The sequence below is a fragment of the Rhodoferax fermentans genome (genome assembly GCF_002017865.1).
In the GTDB taxonomy this organism is placed as follows: Bacteria; Pseudomonadota; Gammaproteobacteria; order Burkholderiales; family Burkholderiaceae_C; genus Rhodoferax; species Rhodoferax fermentans.
In genome coordinates this window covers 4,378,303-4,400,879 of the sequence record NZ_MTJN01000002.1, presented here as the reverse complement: position 1 = coordinate 4,400,879, position 22,577 = coordinate 4,378,303, and the positions used below count along the sequence as shown (strand labels likewise).

Below are 22,577 nucleotides of genomic sequence, written 5' to 3'. Positions count from 1 at the left end.
AAAGCGCGATAAGCAGGGCGTTTCCCTGCTTGTTTCTGCCCGTGTTAGAAGCCCAGGCTGGCGAGCAAATCGTCCACTTCGGACTGGCCCTTGACCACGTCGGGATTACCTTCGGGGTTGACCACGGGACCCTGCAGAACGGGGTGTTCATGCACCACAAAAGTGCTTGCGGCTGTTTCAGTCGGTTTGTTCACTGGCGGCGTCGGAGCCGTCACGATCAGCAGCTGAACCAGCTGCTGTTCAATGTTGGCCGCCAGATTGACGACCTTGGAGATCACCTGTCCGGTTAGGTCATGAAAGTCTTGCGCCATCATGATGTCGGTCAGGTTCTTGTCAATGTGTTTGGTGGCTTCTTCCACATCGGTGATGAAGTTCATCACATGGCCTTTGGCCACGGCTGCGACCGGGTCCTTGACAATCAGTGCGCCAATGCGGCGCGTCTCTGCCGCAATGTAGTCGTGGTGTGTCTTGGCTTGATCCACACTGTTGAGCACTTTTTCTGCAGCTTCACCGGTCAGTCGGGCAATGTAGGACAGACGGCTTTTGACGTCAGGAATCTCTTCTGCCCAGTCTTTGACCTTGTCTGTCAGCCCCAAACCATTCAGCGAGTCATGCAACTGGCGCGTGAGAACACCGATGCGATGGTGAATGTCTTGGGACAATTCGGGCGTGTTGGCCGCAGAGCTGGAAGCAGTGCCGCCGATCATTTCATCCCCAGCTTCGACAGGATCAGATTGACTTTGTCTTCCAGCGTGGCTTTGGTGAACGGCTTGACGATGTAGCCCGCAGCGCCTTGCTGCGCGGCCATCACAATATCTTCCTTGCGGGCCTCGGCGGTCACCATCAAGACTGGCAAGTGCTTGAGCTTGTCGTCTTTTTTGATTTCGTTGAGCAACTGAAACCCGTTCATATTGGGCATGTTGATGTCGCTCACCACAAAATCAAAGCTTGAGTTTCGCAATTTGTTGAGCGCGACCACACCATCTTCGGCTTCATCCGCCTCTGAGTAGCCAATTTCCTTGAGCAGATTGCGCACAATGCGCCGCATGGTGGAGAAGTCGTCAACCACCAAGAACTTGAGATCATTGGCCATAGGGGGACCTTTCAATGGCGCAAACTGGAATTGTCATAAAGTGATTTCCGATCATGATGTCACGTAAGCTTAGGGATTGACAGTGGGGGCAACACCTGTTTGATCCGGTTTTGTTGCATTTTCAGTTGTCGCTGCGTTATCCACCCGCCTGGCTCCCAGCAGGCGTTCTTCTGCTTCTCGAGTCAAGATGGTAATGCTGATTCTACGATTGGATGGACTGCGCGGATCTTGTTCGTCCAGCAAGACGCTCGAAGCCAAGCCCATGACGCGTGCCACCTTGTCGTCGGGCACACCGGCAGACATCAGTTCACGTCTGGATGCATTGGCTCGGTCCGCAGAGAGTTCCCAGTTGCTGTAGCCACGTACACCGCTGGCATACGGTGTCTGGTCCGTGTGCCCGTCGATGCTGAGTTTGTTGTCCACGTCCACCAGCGCCAGCCCAATTTGTTGCAGGATGTCGCGCATATAAGGTTTGACGCTGGCGCTGCCGCTGTCAAACATGGGGCGTTTCTGATCGTCCACGATCTGGATCTGCAGACCATCGGGTGTGATGGTCAGCTTGATCTGTTCACTGAACTCCGTCAGTTTGGGATTGCTGGATATCAGGGCGCTGATCTTGGCGCTCAACTGGGCCATTTGTTGTGCATCTTTTCGGGCGCGCGATACCCGGTCCTGTTCCCCTGAGAGTTTGCGTGCTGCAGGGCTGGCACCGTCGCCTCGTTTGGACTGACCGGCGGTTTGTGTCAGGTCGTTTCCGCCACCGTTGATCACACTCTGGCTGGCGCCGGCACCCGGGCCGCCTTCCATGGCGACTTTCAAGGGGGAGGAAAAGTAGTCTGACAGGCCTTTCTTGTCCCCTTCTGATGTGCTGCCCAGCAGCCACATCAGCAGAAAAAACGCCATCATGGCGGTCACAAAGTCGGCGTAGGCGATCTTCCAAGCGCCGCCATGGGCAACATGGCCGGCCTTTTTCACCCGCTTGATGATGATCGGCTGTAGTTTTTTGGCGTCGGTTGCCATGCTGGTCCGTTACTTGAACTATTTCTTTTTGACGAACGCTTCCAGTTCACCAAAAGTCGGGCGTTCGGTCGAGTACAGCACCTTGCGGCCAAATTCGATTGCCGTTGCCGGGTTATACCCTTGCATGCTGGCCAGAAGGGTCGTCTTGATGCACTGGAATTCTTTGCCTGCTTCCTCCACCTTTTGCTCCAGCAGGCCGGCCAGTGGCTCAGCAAACGCGTAAGCCAGCAAGATACCCAGGAACGTGCCCACCAAGGCCGATGCAATCATGCCACCCAGCACGGCCGGTGGCTGCCCCACCGAGCCCATGGTGTTCACCACCCCCAGCACAGCGGCCACGATACCAAACGCTGGCAAGCCGCCTGCCACACGTTGCAGTGCGGCTACTGCAGCATGCTCTTCGGCGTGGTGGGTGTCGATTTCGCTGTCCATCAGCGACTCGATTTCGTGGGCGTTCAGGTTGCCCGAGACCATCATGCGCAAGTAGTCAGTGATGAATTCCACCACGTGGTGGTCGTGGCCGACATCGCCATGTTTTTTGAAAATTTCGGAAGAGTGCGGATCTTCGACATCTTTTTCAATGGCCATCAGGCCTTCCTTGCGGGCCTTCTGCAAGATGTCGTAGAGCAAGGCCAGCAAATCCATGTAGCGGGCTTTGGTGTATTTGCTGCCTTTGAAGCAAGTGCCCAGACCTTTGATGCTGGACTTGATGACCTTCATCTGGTTGTTGGCCACAAACGCGCCCAAGGTGGCGCCACCAATGGTGATCAACTCAAATGGCAGAGCCTTCAGGACCACCATGATGTTGCCGCCGTGAAAGATGTACACGCCAAAGACGCACACCATCACGATCAGCCAACCAACAATAACGAACATAGGCGGGTTACTTAAGAAGTGCGATTGTTAGGGAAGTGGGGTCGCACGCATGGCGCGTCCTGCATCTCTATCATATCGTCCCGCTTTCGGGTGACTTGAGATATATAAAAAAATAGCCCATACCCCTTATCGGGTATGGGCTATTTGCTATATAAATAGAAGCAAAATCAGTGCAGCAAGATACCACCACCCGCAGACCCCTTGCCAGCGCGCGCTGGCGGGGTGCACAGGCCGCATTCAAAGTGCCGTGAATTCTCATAGGGCTCACTGACAAAATGCCCGCCGCACTTGCTGCACTTGGTCATGGCCAACATGTGGTTGTCGACAAACTTCACCAAACGCCAAGCGCGGGTGATGCTCAAGAGCGGCTCCACGCCGCAGGTGGCGATTTGCTCGCTGTACAGGCGGTAGGCCTTCATGATCGCCTCAATGTCTTCCAGGGCGCTGACCTTGTTAAGGTATTCATAAGTGTTCAAAAACAGCGAGGCGTGGATGTTGGGCTGCCAGGTCAGGAACCAGTCGGTAGAAAACGGCAGCTGGCCTTTGGAGGGTGACTTGCCTGCCACCTCTTTGTACAGGCGCAGAAGCCGCTCGTAGGACAGGTTGGTTTCACTCTCCAACACCTGCAGGCGCGCGCCCAGCTGGATCAGCGCCACAGCGCGTTCCACTTGCTTGGAGTCGTTCAGAACACTTTTGGTCGATGTCGTGGCCATGGTGCAACTCCTTACAGGGCTTCGCCAAAGCGGCCTGCCATCAAAATGCTGGCATGGAGTTTGGTGGTGGCATCGTTGTCAACTTTGGCGGCGGTGTGGTTGGTCAACAGGTTCCAGACCATGTCGTCATCCACCCGGAAGCGGCACAGCAACATCGGGCTCGACGCAATCTTCAGGATCTGCGCCGGTGACAACATCGCAATCATGTCGGCCGATTCTTCCGAGATGCCCAAGCGGAACAATGCCTCAGCCTTGTCGCGGCGAATCACGTTTTGCGCCAACATCAGATAGGTGAGGTTGGCATCACGGATTTCCCGGGAGAGTTGGTCGTCGTTCATGGTCGGCTCCAGAAAAATAGGTCAATCAATTGGATAGTGTTTGCGGCCTAATTGCCGTGTTCATCACCTTGGAACCGATTCTGGAAGCCTGGTCCAAAAACTTGAATCAGTGTTTGGATGTTGCAGGTGTCGGGGAAGTCCATGGGTCTTGTAGGAGATTGCCTGACAAGGCTGGTGGGTGTCGGCTTGTTAATGTGTTGGCAATCGTGCAGAGGCTGAAAAGAAGCGAGAAAATTCTGCTTTTTCCGCATTTCATGTTTCCGTCAGTCCGTATCCTTTTGCTGTGAATTTAAATTTCAAGATCCTCGTATGACGTTCTAATGGTGGGCAAAAGATTTGACTGCCTGTATCGGCGGAGGTGTCCATCTTTGCTCTAAATCCATAATTGAGATTGGAGGCAAGTCAATGCCTCGGTCCATGCTGAAGCGGCATCTGGGGGGGGGCGAGCTTCGGTTTCCTTGTCACTTTTTGTAATTGCTATAACCAAGCATCGGTGCCATCTTTATAGTAAAAGTGGCGAAATATTAAAATAGGAAGATTAAATGCAAACAGATATTGACTTTGTAAAGCTGGTTCTGCTAATGAACTCGGTTATTTCAGATGGTTACAAAAGACGAGAAAAAACAGCAGAAATTCTATTTGATTTTTTTCAAAATCTAGTTGTGAAGACGAGGCCGAAATATTTTTTTGAAATAGGTGCCTTTGATGCAAAATTTTCAAGAGAAGCAAAAATAAAATTACCTGATTGTAGCTTTTGTGCATTTGAAGCTAATCCATACAATTTCAACTTATTCAAAGGCGCTGTTGAAGAAGATGGTGTTGACTGTATTCATTTGGCTATTGGTGACAGTGCGGGAAAAATTAAATTTAATTTGCAAAAATCGGTTAATGGGCAAAGTGTGCATGCGGTAAGAGGAAATAACTCGATACTGAAGAGAGTTCGAGATAATGTTGACTATGAAGAAATAGAGGTTCCGGTTAATACAATTGACAATCTATTTTTTGATGCAGTCATGCCAGATGAGAGTCTTGCAATATGGATAGATGTTGAGGGGTATGCGCATGAGGTGTTAAGTGGTGCTGTTAAGATATTGGGTAGAACGTCAATGGTTTTTGTTGAAGTTGAGAGTCAATCTTACTGGAAAAATCAGAGATTGGATGTGGATGTTATTGAATTTATGATGAATAATGGATTTGTGCCAGTTGCACGAGACTTTGAGTATGAGGGGCAGTACAACTTAATTTTCTTAAAAAGAGATATTTTTCGAAGTTCTATTGTTCAGGAAGAGTTGTTTAAATTTTTTTCAACAATCAAATGTAGTTAATTCTGTTTCGAGTTGGAGCATATTTGATTTTTCATCTAAGTCGCATGAAAATAGTGACGTCTAAGGTGTCGTGAATGAAAATAAATCGAAAGATGAGCGGGCTGTAATAAAATCAACACATTATCTTCAGGCGATGAAGTTTATATCGAGAAAAATATGAATGTTCAAGAAATGGTTCTGAGGCGAACAATTCCGGTTGTAATTAATTCTTATAACCAACTTACGTATTTAAAGAATCTAATTCAAAAATTTATTGAGAATAAATTCACAAACATATATGTGGTCGATCAGTGTTCAACATTTCCGCCGCTTTGTAGTTTTTTGTCAACTATAAATCAGAACTGTCCGCAGGTTTTTCCCATCTATAGTGATAAGAATAATGGACCTCGTTGGTTTATTGAAAATTCTGTTTACCATATGTTTGCTGCAGAGTGTTTTATTTATAGCGATCCAGATATTATCTTTGATAGACTGGCTGATGATTTTGTTTTTCGTTTTTTGCAACTTTCGCATAAATATCGAGTGGCAAAGGTTGGGTCTGCATTATCTTTGCATAACTTGAATAACTCTGTTCTGAATGTGGATGGGAAATTATACTCTGCATATGAATGGGAGTCTCAATTTTGGAGGGCTAAGGCTGAAGAGGATGTATATAATGCGCCAGTGGATACGACACTGCATCTTTTTAATAAGCAATATTATTCTCCAGTTGCATTTTTTAAAGCTATTCGAGTAGGCGGACAGGGCTATGAAGTGCAGCACACTCCATGGTTAATTAATGATCCAATGCCGCTTGCTGAGAGAAATTACTATACTTCTGCATCAAGAGAAAACGGATGGTCACATCTGAGTTAAATTGAAATGCCCTGCAACCAGTAGCCTCCTTTTTTAGCCTGATTGTCAGATCCTTCTGTCACTCAAGTTGCTTGGGCTGGAGGGTATTTAGGGATGGTCTGAATAACTCAAACCCAGATGTGTTACCGCATTCGCCATCGTCACTTTCACGGTTTTAGTGCCCCGTTGTGGCCCCTTTGGCCCATTTTGGGCGCGCTCATGCTAGTGCCATCCACAAATTGGACAACGCAAACAGCGTAGCAATCTGCGCCGCGTTCTTCTTTAAACCTCGGTAGCGTGTTTTGACGTAGCCAAACTGGCGCTTGATCACCCGAAACGGGTGCTCCACCTTGGCACGAATACCTGCCTTGAATCGCCCCGGGTTTTGAGGATGCTCCCCACTTTGAGAAGATGGAGCGATGAGCAAGAAATCAAACCGTTTTTCCCCGGAAGTGCGCGAACGCGCGGTACGCATGGTGCAAGAGCACCGTGGCGAATATGCCTCCTTGTGGGCGACCATCGAGTCCATCGCCCCCAAGATCGGCTGCGTGCCCCAAACCCTGCATGAATGGGTTCGCAAACAGGAAATTGACACTGGAGTGCGCGAAGGCGTCACCACCGCTGAGCACTAGCGCTCAGGACACTGCTGGGGTGTCCGCCTTCAAAATGGAATGCTGTCCGCCATCGCCTGGAATACGCAATATGGACGTCGGTGGAATAGCTGAGGCTGGCAAGCGTACCAGTCTTTCATGGCCTGCATGGGGGTTTTGCTTTTGAGGGCTGACTGGGGTAATTGATGGTTGTACAAGGCCACATAGCGAATCAGCGTCTGCGCCATGTCCTGGGCGCTGTTGAAGCGGTGGGTCTTGAGGACATCGGCAATGCGACCATTGAAACGCTCCACCATGCCATTGGTCTTGGGCGTTCTAGGCTTGGTCAATCGGTGTTCAATGCCCAGTGCCTGGCACAGTTGGTCAAACTCGTGCTCCCCGCTGGGTTCACGCTCACGCCTGGCAAACAAGCGGTCCGTGAACTCCTTGCCGTTGTCAGTTAGCAGCTTTTGGATCTTGATCGGGCACGCCTTGTGCAGTGCCTTCAAAAAGCTGCTGGCACTGCGCGCGCTCTTGTCTGCTTTGATCTGCACAAACACCCAGCGTGTGGCTCGGTCGATGGCCACAAACAGGTAGCTGCGTTTGCTCTCATAAATCATCTGCGGCAGGTACTTCACATCCATGTGCAAGTAGCCCGGCTCATAGGCCTTGAAGCCTTTGTGAGGCTCTTTGGGGGTGGCGGGCAGCATGGCTTTGAGGCTGCCCACACCATGGCGGCGCAAGCACCGATCCAGGCCAGAGCGAGAGACATCCTTGCAGACAAATTCGCGCATGACCGCCAACAGATCATCCAAGGGCAGCAACAAGGTCTTGCGCAGCTCCACGGCAATGAATTCCTGCTCTCGCGTGAGGGTTGTCTGCAGTCGCTCTGCTGTGTGACTTTTGTCGGTGAAGACTTCACGCCTTTGCCACTTGTAGATGGTGCACAGGCTCACCCCATAGCGCAGGGCCAAGATACTGGCGGGCTCCGTGCTGGTGGCAATCTCCTCACGAATGGCAGGTGTGGTTCGTGCCTTTTTGTGCAGCTTGATGTTCATGTCGCGTCTTTCCCGGATGCTTTGAGTTGGGCTACCAACTCTGCCATCGCCGCTCGGGCAACGAAAAGTGGGTAGCGCCTAGAGTCTATGCAATCGTCCGGGATGCGACAAATAGTTATATTTTCTTATCGGCTATCTATTATATTTCTGTTGCTTGAAATTGCTTTTATTATGTACTGCAGAGGCGTGTAATTTAGCATTGCATTGTCAGCATCCCCACCCAGTGAACTAACGAGTGATCCTAGATAAGGTAATATTTGATCCCTGCCCGGCTCATCAAAAATTCTCGGAAAGCCCTCAAGAATACTAAATCCTGTGGACTCAAAAAGTTCAATCATGGTTAGACGGGTAAACCATCTTATATGTGTTCGATCTAATAACCCGCTATCTTGATATCTGAAGGTGCCTAGGGCAAGATTGGCAATCAAGCTCCAATGTTGTGCATTAGGTATGCAAGATAAAATAAGAGTTCCAGGGGGGGAGTGCTTTTTGATTCGCTTAAGAACACTCCATGGATCGTAAAGATGCTCAAGAGCATCACCAAATATCCATGCATCCGCTGTGCATAAATCCTGAAAATCTTTTTCGTTGATATTTTCAATATTTACAACTAGAACTTTGCTGCAGAATTGACGTGCTACGGCGGCATACTCCGAGTCAATTTCTATCCCAATGTATTCGCAGTTCGGATTGCTTTTTAAATAGGCATTGGCAAGAGCACCGCTGCTGCAACCCACTTCCACAATTTTTTTCAATCCCATAGGGATTATTTTGAACAAATCCAAATTATATTTGTCGTGCAGAGGGGTTTGTTTCATGGGTAACGGCGCTGCATTTAATTTGTTTTGATAACGTAAAAAACTGCGTTGCCAATCTAGCGAACCAAAAGCTCCGCCACTTTGATGAGTGAGATGAATCGGCCAGGTTCCAAGTGTTAACCCCGATTCTCTGGCGTTGCAACAAAAATCTAGGTCGTAGAAGTGAAAGTCAAACTGTGGATCAAATTGCACCTTATTGACGGTCAAAGTGTTTTTGCGAGCGGCAAGAAACACACCATCCAACAGTTCACAAGCGACAGGCATCTCGCCAAAATCTGACAACTGACCGAAAGCACTTGCACCGTGGCTCACTTGACCACTGAGATTGCTCTTGTTCTCCCAAGTGAACTGCTGATCTACAAAACACCAAGCGGGTTGATTTGGCAAACGACGTTTGTTGCCGGCGACCCCAATCACATCAAACTGTTGTAGCCCCTCCGCCACTGTTTGCGAGAAGTTGTATTCGTCAAGCCAGACATCGTCATGCACAAAAACAAGAATGTCATCCTCTTTGGAGCGCCCTATGGCCGCGTTGAATATCTCAGGCAGTCCGCGGGCATTGTCAAAAGCGATGTCTACACTGATCCTCTCGCCTTGCTGGCAAAGTCGGCGCAGTGACTGCCCCAACGCCGATTGCTCCCAGAATGCAGCCTCATGTAGTTTGCTGGCGCTGATTACCACGACAGATGGCATCTCTGGCAAGGATCGTTCCATCCGCGCCATGTGGTTGCTGATGGTTGGATTGAAGTTCTCCACTGCGATGCTTTGCACTTCAGCACTATCACACCAGTTCTCCCACATGGTGCGAAGCATGGCCTCAAACGCTTCACCAAATTTTTCCGGTTGACCCAGCATCGAGACCGCAAAACGCTGGCGCATATCGGCGCGAAGTTGGGCCAACGCGTCAATGTGCTGAGACCAATATCGCCCTATGTGCACAAACTCTTCAATGCTTCCTGCCACAAAGTCGTCCAGTCCCAACTGATGCATCAGTGTGGCACTGAAGCGACTGGCCGGTGTTTGTCCTGCCAGGCCCAAAGTTGGCACGCCCATCCAGGCCGCGTTGGCCGTTGTGGCACCTCCGGCATGGGGGAAAGTGTCAAGGCAAATGTCAACTTGCTGATGCAGTGCCAGGTAGTCAAGTGTGGCTACACGTGGGCAAAACCGAATTCTGTTTGCATCGACATGTTCAACTGAAAAGCTTTGTAGTAGCTCATCTTGAGCTTCCTTTTCTATAGCGCCAAGAAGCAAACGTGACGATGGGATGCTGCGCAACAGCATGCCCCAAAGTGCAGTCACGGAAGTATTGATTTTGCTGGCGCGGTTAAAGCTGCCAAAGGTAATGGCTCCGTGGCTAAGTGCGGGCAGGGCGCTTACGGGGGGGCACAAAGCGTAGGGCTGGAATGTGACCGCCGATGGCAGGTAAGCCACTTTTTCAACAAATTGCCAGTCAAGCTCACCGGGTGGGAGCCAATAGGCATCGCTGATGTAGTAATCCATCGATTTCAGACCTGTTGAGCCTAGGTAGCCTAGCCAACTGGCTTGAATAGGTGCCGGTTTGCGGGCAAACGTCAGCAGTCTGTTTTTGGCAGTGTGGCCGCTCAGGTCTATCAGGATGTCAATCTTTTCAGCACGGATGTGCTCAGCCAGTTGTTCATCGTCAAGGTTTGCCACGTTGTGCCACTTGGCAAACTGTCCGCGCATGCGTTGTGTGAAGTCGTCTTCCTTGTTTTGTGTATAAAAAGCGTGAAGAATTAGGCCACTTTTTTGTGAAAACTGTTCAAAAAGCGGCTCCAGAAAATTGGCCAGGGCGTGGTGGTTGAAGTCACCTGAAACAAAGCCAATGGCCAGATCCCGTGCTGGGTCTTTGGTGTTGGTATGGGTTGGTTGTTGTGCCAGCAAAGGTGTCTCAAACCGCGTGCCGAAAGCAACATGTTCTTCAAACAAATGCTGGGGTTCGATCAGCACGTCATGGCTGAGCAGGTACAACACGTTGCTGTGAGCCACATGGCGCCGGGGTTCGTGCGCCATGTCGGCAAGGTAGTAGCAGGCTTGGGCCTGGGAGAGGGAGCCTTTTTCTTCAAGCACCTTGCCAAGCTGGATGTATGCCGAGGCATCGTGTTCATCCAACGCAATGGCAGTTTTGCAGCTGCTTTCCGCCAAATCCAAATGGCCCTGAAACTGCAGCACCATGGCCAAATTGACATGTGCTTTGCCATACCCAGGGTCGAGGCCCACGGCTTGCTGAAAGTGTTGCAGTGCTTCTTCAGCGAGATTCTGGGCTACCAGCGCCATCCCTAAGTTGTTGTGGGCTATCGCGTCGTCAGGGTTAAGCTCCAGAGATCGTTGCAAGGGTTCAATAGACTCGACATATTTTTCTTGCGCCTGATAGGTAAAACCAAGAATTTTCCAAGGAAAGCTTGCGCGGGGGTATTTCCGCGTCAGGCTGCCTGCAAGCGCCAGACTGGCGGTGTGATCTTTGGCTTCAAACAAATCCACCAGTGCATTGATTTCTGCCGGCGACGGTGCTTCTTCCATATGCTGCTCCGAGAGCGCCTGCGTTGTGGACTCTGAAGGGGCCACGTCTATGGCATCTGCAGGTAGACCGTTACACCAGCGCTGCCACATGGTACGTAGCGTAGTCTCAAAATCGTGAGCGTGCAAGCCATACTGGGAAAGGGCTGATCGGCAAAAAGTATCTCGCATTTTGGTGCGAATGCGGGCCAGTTCGTCCAAGTGTGTCGCCCAGTATTGCGCTTTTTCCAAGTAGTCTTCAATGCTGGCGGCCACAAAACCATCCAAACCCAGGTGATGCATTTCCATGGCACCCAAGCGGCTCGCAGGTGTTTCGCCAGCCAGACACAGAGAGGGCACGCCCATCCAAGCGGCATGAGCGGTCGTGGCGCCACCACCATGGGGGTAAGTGTCTAAACAAAAATCAACGTGATGATGCAAGGCCAGATAACTTGGCAAATTGGAGCGCTCAAAAAAGGTCAACCGGTCCACGGCAATACCTTCGCTTGCAAAGCTCTCGCGCAATGCATTCTGGCTGTCTTGCGGCATGCCGCCAAACACCAGGCGTGCTGTTGGCATATCGCGCAGCAACATGCTCCATAACATCACCATCGAGGCATTGATTTTGTTGGGTCGGTTGAAGCTGCCAAAGGTCACATAGCCGTTGGCCAGCGCAGGCAACTCATTCACAGCGGGAGCCAACTCGCTTGGCTGAAACACCACCGCCGACGGCAAATAGGCGGGCTTCTCTGCCAGTTGCCAAGCCAGCTCTGGCGGTAGCCAGGCTTTGTCACACAGGAAATAGTCCATGGCCTTCAGGCCCGTGGTTCCCAAATAGCCCAGGTAGCTCACCTGAATCGGCGCCGGTTTCATGGCAAAGGTGAGCAATCGGTTGTGCGCCGAGTGGCCTGATAGGTCAAACAGGATATCGATGCCATCGGCCGCAATTTTTTCAGCCAGAGCCGTTTCGGAGAGGGCGCAAACCTGATTCCATGCCTTAAAACTATCGTTCAAACGCCGTGTCACGGTGTCGTCGTAAATGTGAACGTAATAAGCATGCAGCTCCAAGCCCGGCGATTTACTGAGCTCTCTGAACAAAGGCTCAAAAAAATTGGCCAAGGCATGGTCATAAAAATCCCCAGAAACAAAGCCAACTTTGAGTTGGCGATTTGGGTCTTTGCTGTCGGTTGGTTGCGACCTCAGACTGGTTTGTTTTGATTCAAACCGCGTACCAAATGCCATGTGATGGTCATGCAGTTCTTGTGGTGTGGTGTTCACGTCAAGACTCAAGCAAAACAGCAGGTTGCTATGCGCGGCCGCCCAATCCGGCTTGAGCTTCAGTGCAGCACGGTAAGCTGCTTGTGCAGCATCACTGTCGCCCATGTCTTTGAGCACAATGGCCAGGTTGTTGTGCGCCTCAGCCCAATCGGGTTTTAATGCCAGTGCCTGTCTGTAGCTTGCAACGGCCTCAACATATTTCCCTTGCGCATGCAGTGCGTTGCCCAAGTTGTTGTGCGCCTTTTCCATGAGAGGTTGCAAGGCAAGCGCTTGTCTGCAGTAGCTTTCTGCCTGGGCATTCAGCCCCATGGTTTTGAAAATATTGCCCAAATTGTTGTAAGCGGTTGGATTATTGGGTTGCAGTCCAAGTGCCAAAACATAGCTCTTGACCGCTTCGTCAAAAAATCCTTGCTGCTGCAACTCACATGCCAAATTGAAATGTGTTTCGTAATCGTTGGGCCGGTATTGCACGGTCGTTTTATGAGCCACCAGCGACTCTTTGAACCGACCCAAATGATGCAGAACTGCACCCAGAATCTTGCGCGCAAGGCCGTGATCTGGAAATCTGGCAATCAGCTCTCTGGCCAGCGTTTCAGCCTCTTTGTAGCGCTGTTGTTGGTATAGGTTATTGAGATTCTCCTGCTCCAGCGCAGAGGGTTCCTGGGCCAATGCCGGGTTGTCGCGAGACATATCTGTCACGTGGCATCCAATGGTTACCGACTCTGCAGCTTTGCCCGTGCACCAGCGCTGCCAGACAGTGCGGAACAAGGCTTCAAAGTGAGCTGCAAAACTCTCAAAATCACATAGCGGCGACTTGACAAACCTTTCTCGCAGCCCGGCCCTGACTGCTGCCAGCGCGGTTGGCCGGTTTGCCCATTCACAAGCCAAGGCAATGAACTCCTGCGAGTTGTTGGCAATAAAGTCGTCCAGACCAAGATGGTGCATTTGTGTTGCCCCAAATCGGCTAGCCGGTTTGTCTCCCATCCAGCAGAGGGTTGGCACCCCCATCCAGGCAGCGTGAGCCGAGGTTGCCCCGCTGCCAAACGGGAATGTGTCCAAGCACAAATCAACTTGATGGTGAAGTGCCAAATACTCATGCGTCACGGCGCGCGGCAAGAATTTCAGGCGCTCTCGAGTGACTCCTTCAAGCTCAAATTTGCTGAGCAAATCTTCTTGGAATTCAATGGCAATGCCGCCAAACAGCAACTTGGCAGTTGGCAGCCGCCTGAGTATTTCGGCCCAGGTGACAATCACGGTGTGGTTGAGTTTGTTGAGCCGGTTAAAGCTACCAAAAGTGACAAATTCATTGGTCAGTGCCGGCAAAACATTGACCGGCGGTGCCAATGGATCGGGCTCAAAAACCATAGCGCGTGGCAAATAAGCCAGTTTCTCAGCAAACTGCTGAGCCCTTTCCCCAGGCGGTATCCACCATGGATCGGCAACGTAATAGTCCATTGACCTCAATCCGGTGGTGCCTAAATAGCCAATCCAACTCATTTGAACGGGCGCTGGCTTGCGGGCGAAGGTGAGCAAGCGATTTGGGAGTGTGTGACCATTCAGGTCAACCAGAATATCTATTTGGTCAAAGCGAACTTGGTCTGCTAACTGAGCATCGTTTAATTGTGATGCATCGTGCCAATAAGCAAAGAGCCCCCGAATTCGCAGCGTGATGGCATCTTCTAAGGTGCCAGAATAGTAAACATGCAATTGCAGTGATTGCTTGGCTGCCAATCCTTTGAACAGAGGCTCAAGGTAATTTGCCAAAGCATGGTTATAGAGGTCACTGGTGACGAAACCAACACGCAGTGGGCGGTGCGGATCCAGATTGTTGTTGAGTGGCTTTTGTTGGATTTGCAGCTGTGGCTCAAAGCGCTCTCCAAAAGCCATATGCGCTTGCATTAGCTCAGCCGCTGTTACTCTGTCATTTAGGCTTAGCAAATTCAGTACATCACTGTACAGTGTGACCTCTTCAGGACTGAGCCGCAGAGCATTGCGATAGCTGTCCAGCGCTTGGCTAAGCTTGTTTTGCAGTTCCAAGGCATTGCCTAAGGCCATGTGAGCCTGAGCGTAGCTGGGGGCCAACGTGACGGCTCGCCTGCATTGATTTTCAGACGCCAAAAGGCGGCCCTGCAGCCGCAAGACGATCCCCAAATTTGTCGCGGCTTTGGCGTAATCAGGTGCCAGAGACAAAGCTTGTTCAATATATGCCTGCGCTTCGTCAATTTCCCCCAACCCTATCAGGGAAGTCCCTAGGTTGTTGAGCGTAGCCGGGTCTTCGGGTAAAAATGCAATCGCTTGGCGGCTTGCGTCGACCGATTCTTGGTAGCGGCCCTGGTTTTGATATATGGCCCCGAGCACTTTCCAAGCGAATCCGTCATTTGGAGCGCGTTGCGTCAAATCCAGTGCCAGCTTTTCAGCTTCATCCGTTTGCTTCTCTGCAAACAACTTGCTCAGAGTTTGATGTCCTTGCTGGCTGGGTGTTTTCTGGCGAGTCGACTGACGGCGGGCTTTGTTCATGAAACCAATATTAGCTATTTCAGCAACTGCAGGACAGACTGCGGCAACGAATTGGCTTGTGCAACCATGGCCGTGCCTGCTTGTTGCAAGACTTGAGCCCGTGACAAATTGGCGGTTTCTTGGGCGTAATCTGCGTCCATGATGCGCCCACGTGCGGCCGCAGAGTTTTCAGACGACACGCGTAAGTTGGCTATTACCGTATCAAAACGGTTTTGAGTGGCACCCCACGTTGCACGTGCACTTGTCACTGCATTGATATCTGCATCCAAAAGAGAGATCTGTGCAAAGGCTGTGCTCGTTGCTGTGCCCAAAGCAGTCGCTGTACCCGAATATGACGATCCGGCGACAGCGATCGTATCGTTGGCAGTGCTATTGGCACCGACTTGGAATGAAAAAGTTGCAGCCGCAATGACGTTCAATCCATTGAACTTTGTAGCCGAAGCAACCCGGGTGTTTTCAGCAACCAACAACTTGAATTCTTCATCCAATGATTGAATATCTGTCGAGGTATTGGTTCCGTTGGCGGCTTGCACTGCTAGTTCCCGCATTCTCTGTAGATTGTTCGAGATGGCCCCGAGGGCGCCTTCTGCAGTTTGTGCCAAAGAAATGCCATCATTTGCGTTACGTATGGCCACATTCATGCCCCGCGTCTGGGTGTTCATGCGCTCTGCGATGGCCAAGCCTGCAGCGTCGTCTTTTGCACTGTTGACGCGCAAGCCTGATGACAAGCGGGCCATGGAAATAGCCAAAGAGTTCGTTGTGCCGGCCAGATTGCGCTGAGCATTGAGCGAATTGATGTTGGTGTTGATGGTGGACATGAAGTACTCCGTGAAGCAAGGTGATAGGCGGACAACCGGTAGCCAAATTGTGCGAAACAGCTGCGGTGGTCTTAAGTCTGATAAGCGGCGACTAAAGCGGTCTTATCTCCCCTTTTGACCGGCTGGTTGCGATTTATTTCCGAATTCTTCTCAAGTTATGGCATTGGAGCGCCGAAAACTACTTCAACGGGTTCCAAAAAGGGCTCGTCGTCCGGATAGCTATCTTGGTAGCCCCGGTCATGAGTGCCATTTGTCAAGTTGGCACTTAGATCGGCCAAGGAACTGGATTTGTTTACTTTTTAAGGAGCCTTTTATGTCCACCATCAACACCAACATCAATTCGATCAGTGCTCAGCGCAGCTTGGCCAGCACAACGAATTCTCTGTCCGTCGCCATGGCTCGTTTGTCGTCAGGCTTGCGCGTCAACAGTGCAAAAGACGACGCTGCAGGCTTGGCCATTGCGGAGCGTATGAATGCACAGACCAAGGGTATGAATGTTGCGATACGTAACGCCAACGATGCCATTGGGCTGGCGCAAACGGCGGAAGGGGCGTTGGGTGTGATCACAAACAACCTGCAGCGCATGCGTGAATTGGCGGTGCAAGCCTCCAATGGCACCAACACCTCTTCGGATATTTCGTCGTTGGATGAAGAATACAAATTGTTGGCGGCTGAAAATACCCGGGTTGCTGCCGCGACAACGTTCAACGGTTTGTCTGTGACAAATACAGCCAGTTCTTTTACTTTCCAAGTTGGCGCAAACAGCACTGCTGCCAACGATCAGATCACCGTTGCAGGAACATCATTTGCGGGTACTGCAACCACTTTAGGAACTGCATCAAGCGCGGCTTTTGCGCAGATTTCTCTGTTGGATGCGGATATTAAGAGTGTGAACACCGCGCGTTCTACATGGGGTGCTACGCAAAATCGGTTTGACACGGTGATTGCCAATTTGCGAGTGTCGTCTGAAAACTCTGCTGCTGCTCGTGGGCGCATCATGGATGCAGACTACGCGCAGGAAACTGCTTCGCTGTCACGTGCCCAGGTGCTGCAACAGGCTGGTACGGCCATGGTGGCGCAAGCCAATCAACAGCCATCGTCGGTGTTGGCGTTATTGCGGTAAGGAGTGAGATGGCACCGGTTTTTGCCGGTGATATGAGATTTGGTTCAGGCGACTCCGGCCACAATGTCGGGGTCGCCGTTTTGCTTTTTCAAAACGGCTGAACTTGAAAGGACTGGAGCAGATCATGGCTATTTCTTCAACGGGAGTTGGTAGTGGGCTGGACGTTAAAAGCATCGTGTCACAGCTTGTGGCCATTGAGCGTCAACCTTTGGTTGCCCTGCAAACGACAGCTACCAAGTATCAGACTCAACTGAGCGTTTATGGAAAGATCAAGTCTCAGGTCGCGGCGCTGGGTGACGCAGCTGCCGTATTGGCCTCAAAGAGTGGCTGGAATGCGCAAAAGGCGACTTCATCCAATGCCGCAGCAGTCAATGTGACCGCTGGTTCGACTGCTGTATCTACGGCCATGTCGGTTAAGGTGTCGCAGTTGGCCCAGGTACAGGCAGTCACCTCTACGGGTGTGACTACTGGTTCTGCCGTGGGGGCGACGGGGACGCTGTCGATTCAGCTAGGTACCTGGTCGGGGAGTTCCTTTACCGCGGGCTCTACTTCGGCTGCTTCTGTCACTGTGTCTGCGACGGACTCGGTCAGTGTCATTGCGGCCGCCATCAACTCGGCTAATGCCGGGGTGACGGCTTCGGTGCTCAACGATGGCACCAGTGAACGTTTGGTGGTTCGCTCCAAAAGTACTGGCGCTGCCAGCGGGTTTAGCATCACCCCTACAGGTGGCAATGCCGCACTTTCGGCCTATGGGTTTACTGACTCGACGGTGACCGCGCCTTCTTCCAGTGGCATGTTCATGGGGCAGTCCGGGCAGGATGCCAGTCTGGAGGTGAACGGTGTCGCACTCACTTCATCAACCAATGCTATGACAAATGTGATGCCCGGCGTGTCTTTGCAGTTGCTACAAACGACCGCTTCGGCGGTCGATATTGCGGTAACGCAAGACCTGGACGCTGTACAAAAGAATATTCAAACTTTTGTTGACGCTTACAACGCATTGAACCAAACCATTGCAGACGCGACAAAATACGTGGCAGCCACCAAGACGGGCGGGCCGCTTCAAGGGGACTCCACAACGCTGGGGTTGCAGACCGCTTTGCGGTCGATGTTGGGCTCGAACAGCACCGGGTCAAGCTTCTCCAACCTGTCGGAAATTGGTCTGGAGCGGCAAAAAGATGGCTCTTTGACAATCAATGCCACGAAGCTGAACGCGGCCAAGCTGGATATGACAAATTTGCAAAATCTGTTTACCACCAACAACTCTGATGCAAGCACGAATGGGTTTGGCTTAAAGGTCCGCGATTTTGCAAGAGGTATGGTAGCTTTTGACGGTGGGGTCACCGCCAAATCGGCCGCCATTCAAGGTGCCATTGATCGCAATAGTGACGACCAGGACAAGGTAGAAGCACGTGCTTCTACCGTTGAGGCTCAGCTGTTAAGGCAGTACTCAGCCCTAGACCGTCAAATGGTGCAATGGAATGCTTTGAGTTCGTATATGAGCTCACAAATCTCACAATGGAATAAATCTACTGGTTAGGTTGTTCATTTTTGCCTGTATGTGCCGATATAGAACTTATCAGGTACATCAAAGGCACATGAAATGTTCACATCCATCAGCATGAGATCAGCCAACACTTTTAGAGCGGCTAACGCCTACAAAAATGTAGCGGTAGAAACTTCTGTTGCTTCCGCCAGTCCTTATCAGTTGGTTGGATTGTTGTACGACGCGCTGCTGCAATCGTTGGCTACTGCGAGAGTCTCCATGATCAACGGGGACGTTGTTGCCAAGGGGATGGCGATTGGACACGCTGTTCGTATTTTGGAAGAAGGTTTAAAAGCTGGTTTGGACACAGAACGTGGCGGGGAACTGGCTCTTAATCTGAGAGTCGTTTACGACATTTGCACGTTGCGTTTGACGGAGGCCAATTTCCGCAATGACGTCTCGCTCGTTGATGAAGTTAGCCGTTTAATTCAACCTATTGTTGATGGTTGGCGTCAGATTGAAGGCGACGATGCCGTCCGGTCTTACCAGTCGTGAGGAAATTTTTATGTCACAACAACTCATTGACTTTTACAAAGCCATCGAAGACAGCAGTGCGCGCATGCTGGATGCTGCCAAATCGGAAGACTGGGAGCAGGTGGTTCACTTTGAAGGTGCTTGCGCGGTGCTGATTGAGCAGTTGCGCTCACGTGCCAGTTCCGAGCAGTTGCTGCCGGAGCAGCGTGCTGAGAAGACCCGCATCATGCAGCGTATCCTCAACAACGATGCGCAGATCCGTTATCTGGCTGAGCCCTGGTTGACCCACTGCGAGCAGAACCTAGAAGGTCAGCGGGCGTATTTGCACTGACCTGAGAGCTCTCATATCAATAGCTGCTAGCCCTTGTGGATCAAGGGCTAGCAGCTATTTTTGTATGTAAGCCTAGACTTGCATGTTCATGATGTCGGTGTAGGCCTGCACCATCCGGTTTCGGACATGCAAGGTGGCCTGAAAGCCGATCTGTGCTTTCTGGATCGCCACCATGGTCTCTTCTAGGCTGACCTTGGGGTTCTCTAGTTGCACTTCTTTTTGCAAGCGGGCCGATTCGTTCTGCGCGGCGCTTACCGAGCCCAGTGCACTTTTTAAAGCCCCGGCAAAACCTTCCGACTCGGCACCCGCCACCTGACCTGCTGCTTTGCCGCCGGGCATGGTGGGCCGCAGGCTGCTGAGTGGCATGGTGTTGGGAGTGAGTTTGAGGTTCATGGCGTTTGGGTGCCCGCAGGTTGGGATGGAGGGATGCTAGAGTGCCCCTGTCAAAACATAAATGTGAAGTGGGGGGTAAAACACGGTCTTATCAAGCTCATGTTTTCAGGGGTGTGTCAAATAATCATCGGCATCCGAGTTGCGTCAAGCACCCCTCTTACGGAAGACCCCCATGCCCGCCGCCACTGCTCTGCCAGCCATTTCTGTCAATCCCAGCTTCAGCCAACGCCTGGCGATGCTGGACCAAGGCCAAAAAATGCGCCTGGCTGTAGGCGTAGTGCTGTTTGTGATGATTGGTGTGGTGGGTTTGGTGATGGGGCGCCAAGCTGAATGGCGCGTTTTGTACGCCAACCTGGCTGACAAAGACGGCGGCGCCATCGTGGCGCAGCTCACCACCTTGAATGTGCCTTATAAATATGCCGAGGGTGGCGGTGCCATTCTGGTGCCGGCGGACAAGGTCTACGACACACGTCTCAAAATGGCCTCCTTGGGTTTGCCCAAAGGGGCCATCACCGGTTTTGAGCTGATGGATACAGCCAATCGCTTTGGCATGACGCAGTTCCAGGAGCGGCTGACTTTTCAGCGGGGTCTGGAGGGTGAGTTAACTCGCTCCATTCAGGCGCTGTCCTCGGTGCAAAGCGCCAGGGTGCACTTGGCTTTGCCCAATCAGAACGGTTTTTTCAGGGAGCAGCAGAAACCTTCGGCCTCGGTTGTGGTGGGCATGAATGCAGGACGCTCCCTGGACCGGGCCCAGTTGGCGGGCATCATTCACCTGGTGTCCTCCAGCGTGCCTGAGATGGACCCGAAAGCGGTGAGTGTGTTGGACGACACCGGCAAACTGCTGTCTGCCACGCCAGAAGGTGAGTTGGGCATGGGTGCAGACGCCCAGCAGTTGCAGCATGTCCAACAGATTGAGCAGCTCTACAGCAAACGCATTTTGGACATTTTGGAGCCAGTGGTGGGGCGCCAGAATGTGCGCGCCCAGGTCACAGCTGAGCTGGATTTTTCGCAAACCGAGTCCACCTCGGAGTTGTTCAAGCCCAACCAGACCACCGATGCGGCGGCCATCCGCAGCCAGCAATTGCTGGAGAGCACCAACGCCGCTGCCAACGCGTTGCCCACCGGTGTGCCGGGGGCGGTGACCAACCAGCCACCCGGCCCGACGGCAGCGCCCATCAACGGAGCGGCTCAAACCCCGGCCGCCGCCAACGGCGCCAACGCCGCTGCTGGCACAGGTGGCAGAAAAGAATCCATCATCAACTACGAGGTGGACAAGACGATACGGGTGGTGCGCGGCAGCACCGGCATGATCAAGCGCATCAGCGCAGCAGTGGTGCTCAACCACCAGACCACCACCGATGCCAAGGGCAAAACCTCGACCGTGCCTTTGACCGATGCCCAGCTCGAGAAAATGACCGCACTGGTTCGCGAAACCATTGGTTTCAGTGCAGACCGTGGTGACTCGGTGAATGTGGTCAACGCCCCGTTCACGCTGGACAAGGTGTCTATTGATGACGTGCCGCTGTGGCAGCAGCCGCAGGTGCAGGATCTGGCGCGCAGTTTGGCTTGGCCGCTGGGCACCTTGTTGTTTGCTGCTTTGGTGCTGATGGGGGCGATTCGGCCAGCGCTCAAAGTGATGGCGCAGCCGATGCAAGAGCTCAAGACCCCGTCTGCGGGTGGCCTGGATGCGATCGAGTCGGATGAGCCCGATCGCCCCATGCTGGCTGGCCCTGCCGCAGCTGGTTTGTTGTCCAATGAGCCAAGCGCCAGTGATCTCGCTCTGGAAGAGGCGCGCAAACTAACGCGTGACAACCCGGCCGCAGTTGCTAATATTGTCAAAACCTGGATCAATGGCGAGGCGCCGGCTTGACGGCCTTGCCCCCAATCCGCCAGGCAATGAACCGGGGAAACGTAAACCATGTCGCAATCTGACGGTCTGGAAGATGCAGCCATCCTGATGATGTCTCTGGGCGAAGCCGAGGCCTCAGAGGTGTTCAAGCATCTGTCGCCCAAAGAGGTGCAAAAACTCGGCGAAGCCATCGCCAAAACCAAAACCATCACGCGAGAGCGTGTCACCGAGGTGGTGGACAAATTCACCAGCATTGCCGCTGCGCAGAGTTTGCTGGTGTCGAACTCGGGTGACTATGTGCGCTCGGTGCTCAAACGCGCGCTGGGGGATGACAAGGCGGCGCTGTTGATTGACCGCATCTTGCAGGGTGGCGACGTCTCGGGCATTGAGAGCCTGAAATGGATGGAGCCCTCCAGCGTGGCCGAGTTGCTGCGTAATGAACACCCGCAGATCGTGGCCGCCATTCTGGTGCATTTGGACTTTGACCAAGCCACCGACATCCTGAAGTTCTTCACAGAACGCCAACGCAACGAGGTCATGTTGCGGGTGGCCACCATGGAAGGCATCCAGCCGACCGCTTTGAAGGACCTCAACGAGGTATTGTTCAAGGTGCTCGCGGGTGGCGACAAGATGCGCAAATCGTCCTTGGGCGGCATCAAGGCAGCCGCCGAGATGATCAACCTGATGGGCACCGCCATTGAAGGCACGGTGATCGAGTCCATTCGCAACCATGACCCCGATCTGGCGCAGAAGATCATGGACAAGATGTTTGTCTTTGACGATGTGATCAAACTCGACGACAAGGCGATCCAGACCGTGCTCAAGGAGGTGTCTTCCGATGTGCTGATCGTGGCACTGAAAGGCGCGCAGCCAGAGCTCAAGGAGAAATTTCTCTCGAACATGTCCTCGCGCGCGGCCGAGTCGCTGCGCGAAGACCTGGAGTCGCGCGGGCCGATGCGGCTGTCCGAGGTGGAGGCGCAGCAAAAGGAAATCCTGAAAACCGTGCGGCGTCTGGCCGACGAGGGCACCATCGTGATTGGCGGTGGCGGTGATGATGCAATGGTATGAG

18 protein-coding genes and 2 pseudogenes are annotated in these 22,577 nt (G+C 52.3%); 9 read left to right on the top strand and 11 right to left on the bottom strand.

Translation table 11 applies throughout. The annotated features are described in order from the left end of the window. Positions 1-44: 44 nt before the first annotated feature. From RF819_RS20535 to flhD, 6 genes are all read right to left on the bottom strand, one after another. The gene (locus RF819_RS20535; RefSeq protein ID WP_078366652.1) at positions 45-707 is read right to left on the bottom strand and encodes a protein phosphatase CheZ; all 663 of its coding nucleotides are present in this window, start codon (positions 705-707) and stop codon (positions 45-47) included. After that, a complete protein-coding gene (cheY, locus tag RF819_RS20530; RefSeq protein WP_078366651.1) occupies positions 704-1,093 on the bottom strand; it encodes a chemotaxis response regulator CheY in 390 nt (129 codons plus the stop codon). Before cheY ends, RF819_RS20535 begins: the two co-directional genes overlap by 4 nt. Before the next feature lie 69 nt (positions 1,094-1,162). Beyond that, the gene (gene motB / locus RF819_RS20525) at positions 1,163-2,113 is read right to left on the bottom strand and encodes a flagellar motor protein MotB (protein WP_078366650.1); all 951 of its coding nucleotides are present in this window, start codon (positions 2,111-2,113) and stop codon (positions 1,163-1,165) included. 18 nt (positions 2,114-2,131) lie between these two features. Further along, complete coding sequence (motA, locus tag RF819_RS20520; protein ID WP_078366649.1) at positions 2,132-2,989, bottom strand: flagellar motor stator protein MotA; 858 nt, start codon at positions 2,987-2,989, stop codon at positions 2,132-2,134. Positions 2,990-3,156: 167 nt separating this feature from the next. Next, positions 3,157-3,702, bottom strand: a complete 546-nt coding sequence (flhC, locus tag RF819_RS20515; protein WP_078366648.1) for a flagellar transcriptional regulator FlhC — start codon at positions 3,700-3,702, stop codon at positions 3,157-3,159. Between the two features lie 11 nt (positions 3,703-3,713). Next, positions 3,714-4,040, bottom strand: coding sequence for a flagellar transcriptional regulator FlhD (flhD, locus tag RF819_RS20510; RefSeq protein ID WP_078366647.1), 327 nt, complete (start codon positions 4,038-4,040; stop codon positions 3,714-3,716). A 542-nt stretch (positions 4,041-4,582) separates the two neighbouring features. Here flhD and RF819_RS20505 point away from each other — a divergent pair. Together RF819_RS20505 and RF819_RS21175 are read left to right on the top strand one after the other, a co-directional pair. Further along, positions 4,583-5,365 carry an FkbM family methyltransferase gene (locus RF819_RS20505; RefSeq protein WP_078366646.1) on the top strand — a complete coding sequence of 261 codons (783 nt, stop codon included), beginning with the start codon at positions 4,583-4,585 and terminating at the stop codon, positions 5,363-5,365. A 156-nt stretch (positions 5,366-5,521) separates the two neighbouring features. After that, complete coding sequence (locus tag RF819_RS21175; protein WP_143541785.1) at positions 5,522-6,220, top strand: glycosyltransferase family A protein; 699 nt, start codon at positions 5,522-5,524, stop codon at positions 6,218-6,220. A gap of 196 nt (positions 6,221-6,416) precedes the next feature. On the opposite strand, the pseudogene RF819_RS20495 reads toward RF819_RS21175, so the two are convergent. Then, a pseudogene (locus tag RF819_RS20495) lies at positions 6,417-6,569 on the bottom strand (transposase); the annotation flags it as partial. A 49-nt stretch (positions 6,570-6,618) separates the two neighbouring features. Here RF819_RS20495 and RF819_RS20490 point away from each other — a divergent pair. Continuing rightward, a pseudogene (locus RF819_RS20490) lies at positions 6,619-6,825 on the top strand (transposase); the annotation flags it as partial. Between the two features lie 35 nt (positions 6,826-6,860). On the opposite strand, the gene RF819_RS20485 reads toward RF819_RS20490, so the two are convergent. The 3 genes from RF819_RS20485 to RF819_RS20475 all read right to left on the bottom strand — a co-directional run bounded on the left by RF819_RS20485 (position 6,861) and on the right by RF819_RS20475 (position 15,792). Beyond that, positions 6,861-7,847, bottom strand: coding sequence for an IS481 family transposase (locus tag RF819_RS20485; RefSeq protein ID WP_078366644.1), 987 nt, complete (start codon positions 7,845-7,847; stop codon positions 6,861-6,863). Positions 7,848-7,972: 125 nt separating this feature from the next. Beyond that, positions 7,973-14,974 carry an O-linked N-acetylglucosamine transferase family protein gene (locus RF819_RS20480; protein ID WP_078366643.1) on the bottom strand — a complete coding sequence of 2,334 codons (7,002 nt, stop codon included), beginning with the start codon at positions 14,972-14,974 and terminating at the stop codon, positions 7,973-7,975. A 14-nt stretch (positions 14,975-14,988) separates the two neighbouring features. Beyond that, the gene (locus RF819_RS20475) at positions 14,989-15,792 is read right to left on the bottom strand and encodes a flagellin N-terminal helical domain-containing protein (RefSeq protein ID WP_078366642.1); all 804 of its coding nucleotides are present in this window, start codon (positions 15,790-15,792) and stop codon (positions 14,989-14,991) included. Positions 15,793-16,105: 313 nt separating this feature from the next. Here RF819_RS20475 and RF819_RS20470 point away from each other — a divergent pair, with 313 nt between their 5' ends. From RF819_RS20470 to RF819_RS20455, 4 genes are all read left to right on the top strand, one after another. Then, on the top strand, positions 16,106-16,915 hold the full coding sequence (locus tag RF819_RS20470) for a flagellin N-terminal helical domain-containing protein (protein WP_078366641.1): 810 nt from the start codon (positions 16,106-16,108) through the stop codon (positions 16,913-16,915). A 124-nt stretch (positions 16,916-17,039) separates the two neighbouring features. Then, positions 17,040-18,455, top strand: a complete 1,416-nt coding sequence (fliD, locus tag RF819_RS20465; RefSeq protein ID WP_143541784.1) for a flagellar filament capping protein FliD — start codon at positions 17,040-17,042, stop codon at positions 18,453-18,455. 63 nt (positions 18,456-18,518) lie between these two features. Beyond that, positions 18,519-18,956 (top strand): flagellar export chaperone FliS, encoded by a 438-nt coding sequence (fliS, locus tag RF819_RS20460; protein WP_078366639.1) that lies wholly within the window; start codon positions 18,519-18,521, stop codon positions 18,954-18,956. A 10-nt stretch (positions 18,957-18,966) separates the two neighbouring features. Next, the gene (locus RF819_RS20455) at positions 18,967-19,266 is read left to right on the top strand and encodes a flagellar protein FliT (protein ID WP_078366638.1); all 300 of its coding nucleotides are present in this window, start codon (positions 18,967-18,969) and stop codon (positions 19,264-19,266) included. A gap of 72 nt (positions 19,267-19,338) precedes the next feature. On the opposite strand, the gene fliE is transcribed toward RF819_RS20455, so the two are convergent. Continuing rightward, on the bottom strand, positions 19,339-19,605 hold the full coding sequence (gene fliE, locus RF819_RS20450; RefSeq protein WP_420853878.1) for a flagellar hook-basal body complex protein FliE: 267 nt from the start codon (positions 19,603-19,605) through the stop codon (positions 19,339-19,341). 226 nt (positions 19,606-19,831) lie between these two features. Here fliE and fliF point away from each other — a divergent pair, with 226 nt between their 5' ends. Then, positions 19,832-21,529, top strand: coding sequence for a flagellar basal-body MS-ring/collar protein FliF (fliF, locus tag RF819_RS20445; RefSeq protein ID WP_078366636.1), 1,698 nt, complete (start codon positions 19,832-19,834; stop codon positions 21,527-21,529). Between the two features lie 48 nt (positions 21,530-21,577). After that, the gene (fliG, locus tag RF819_RS20440; RefSeq protein ID WP_078366635.1) at positions 21,578-22,576 is read left to right on the top strand and encodes a flagellar motor switch protein FliG; all 999 of its coding nucleotides are present in this window, start codon (positions 21,578-21,580) and stop codon (positions 22,574-22,576) included. The last annotated feature ends 1 nt before the right edge of the window (position 22,577 follow it).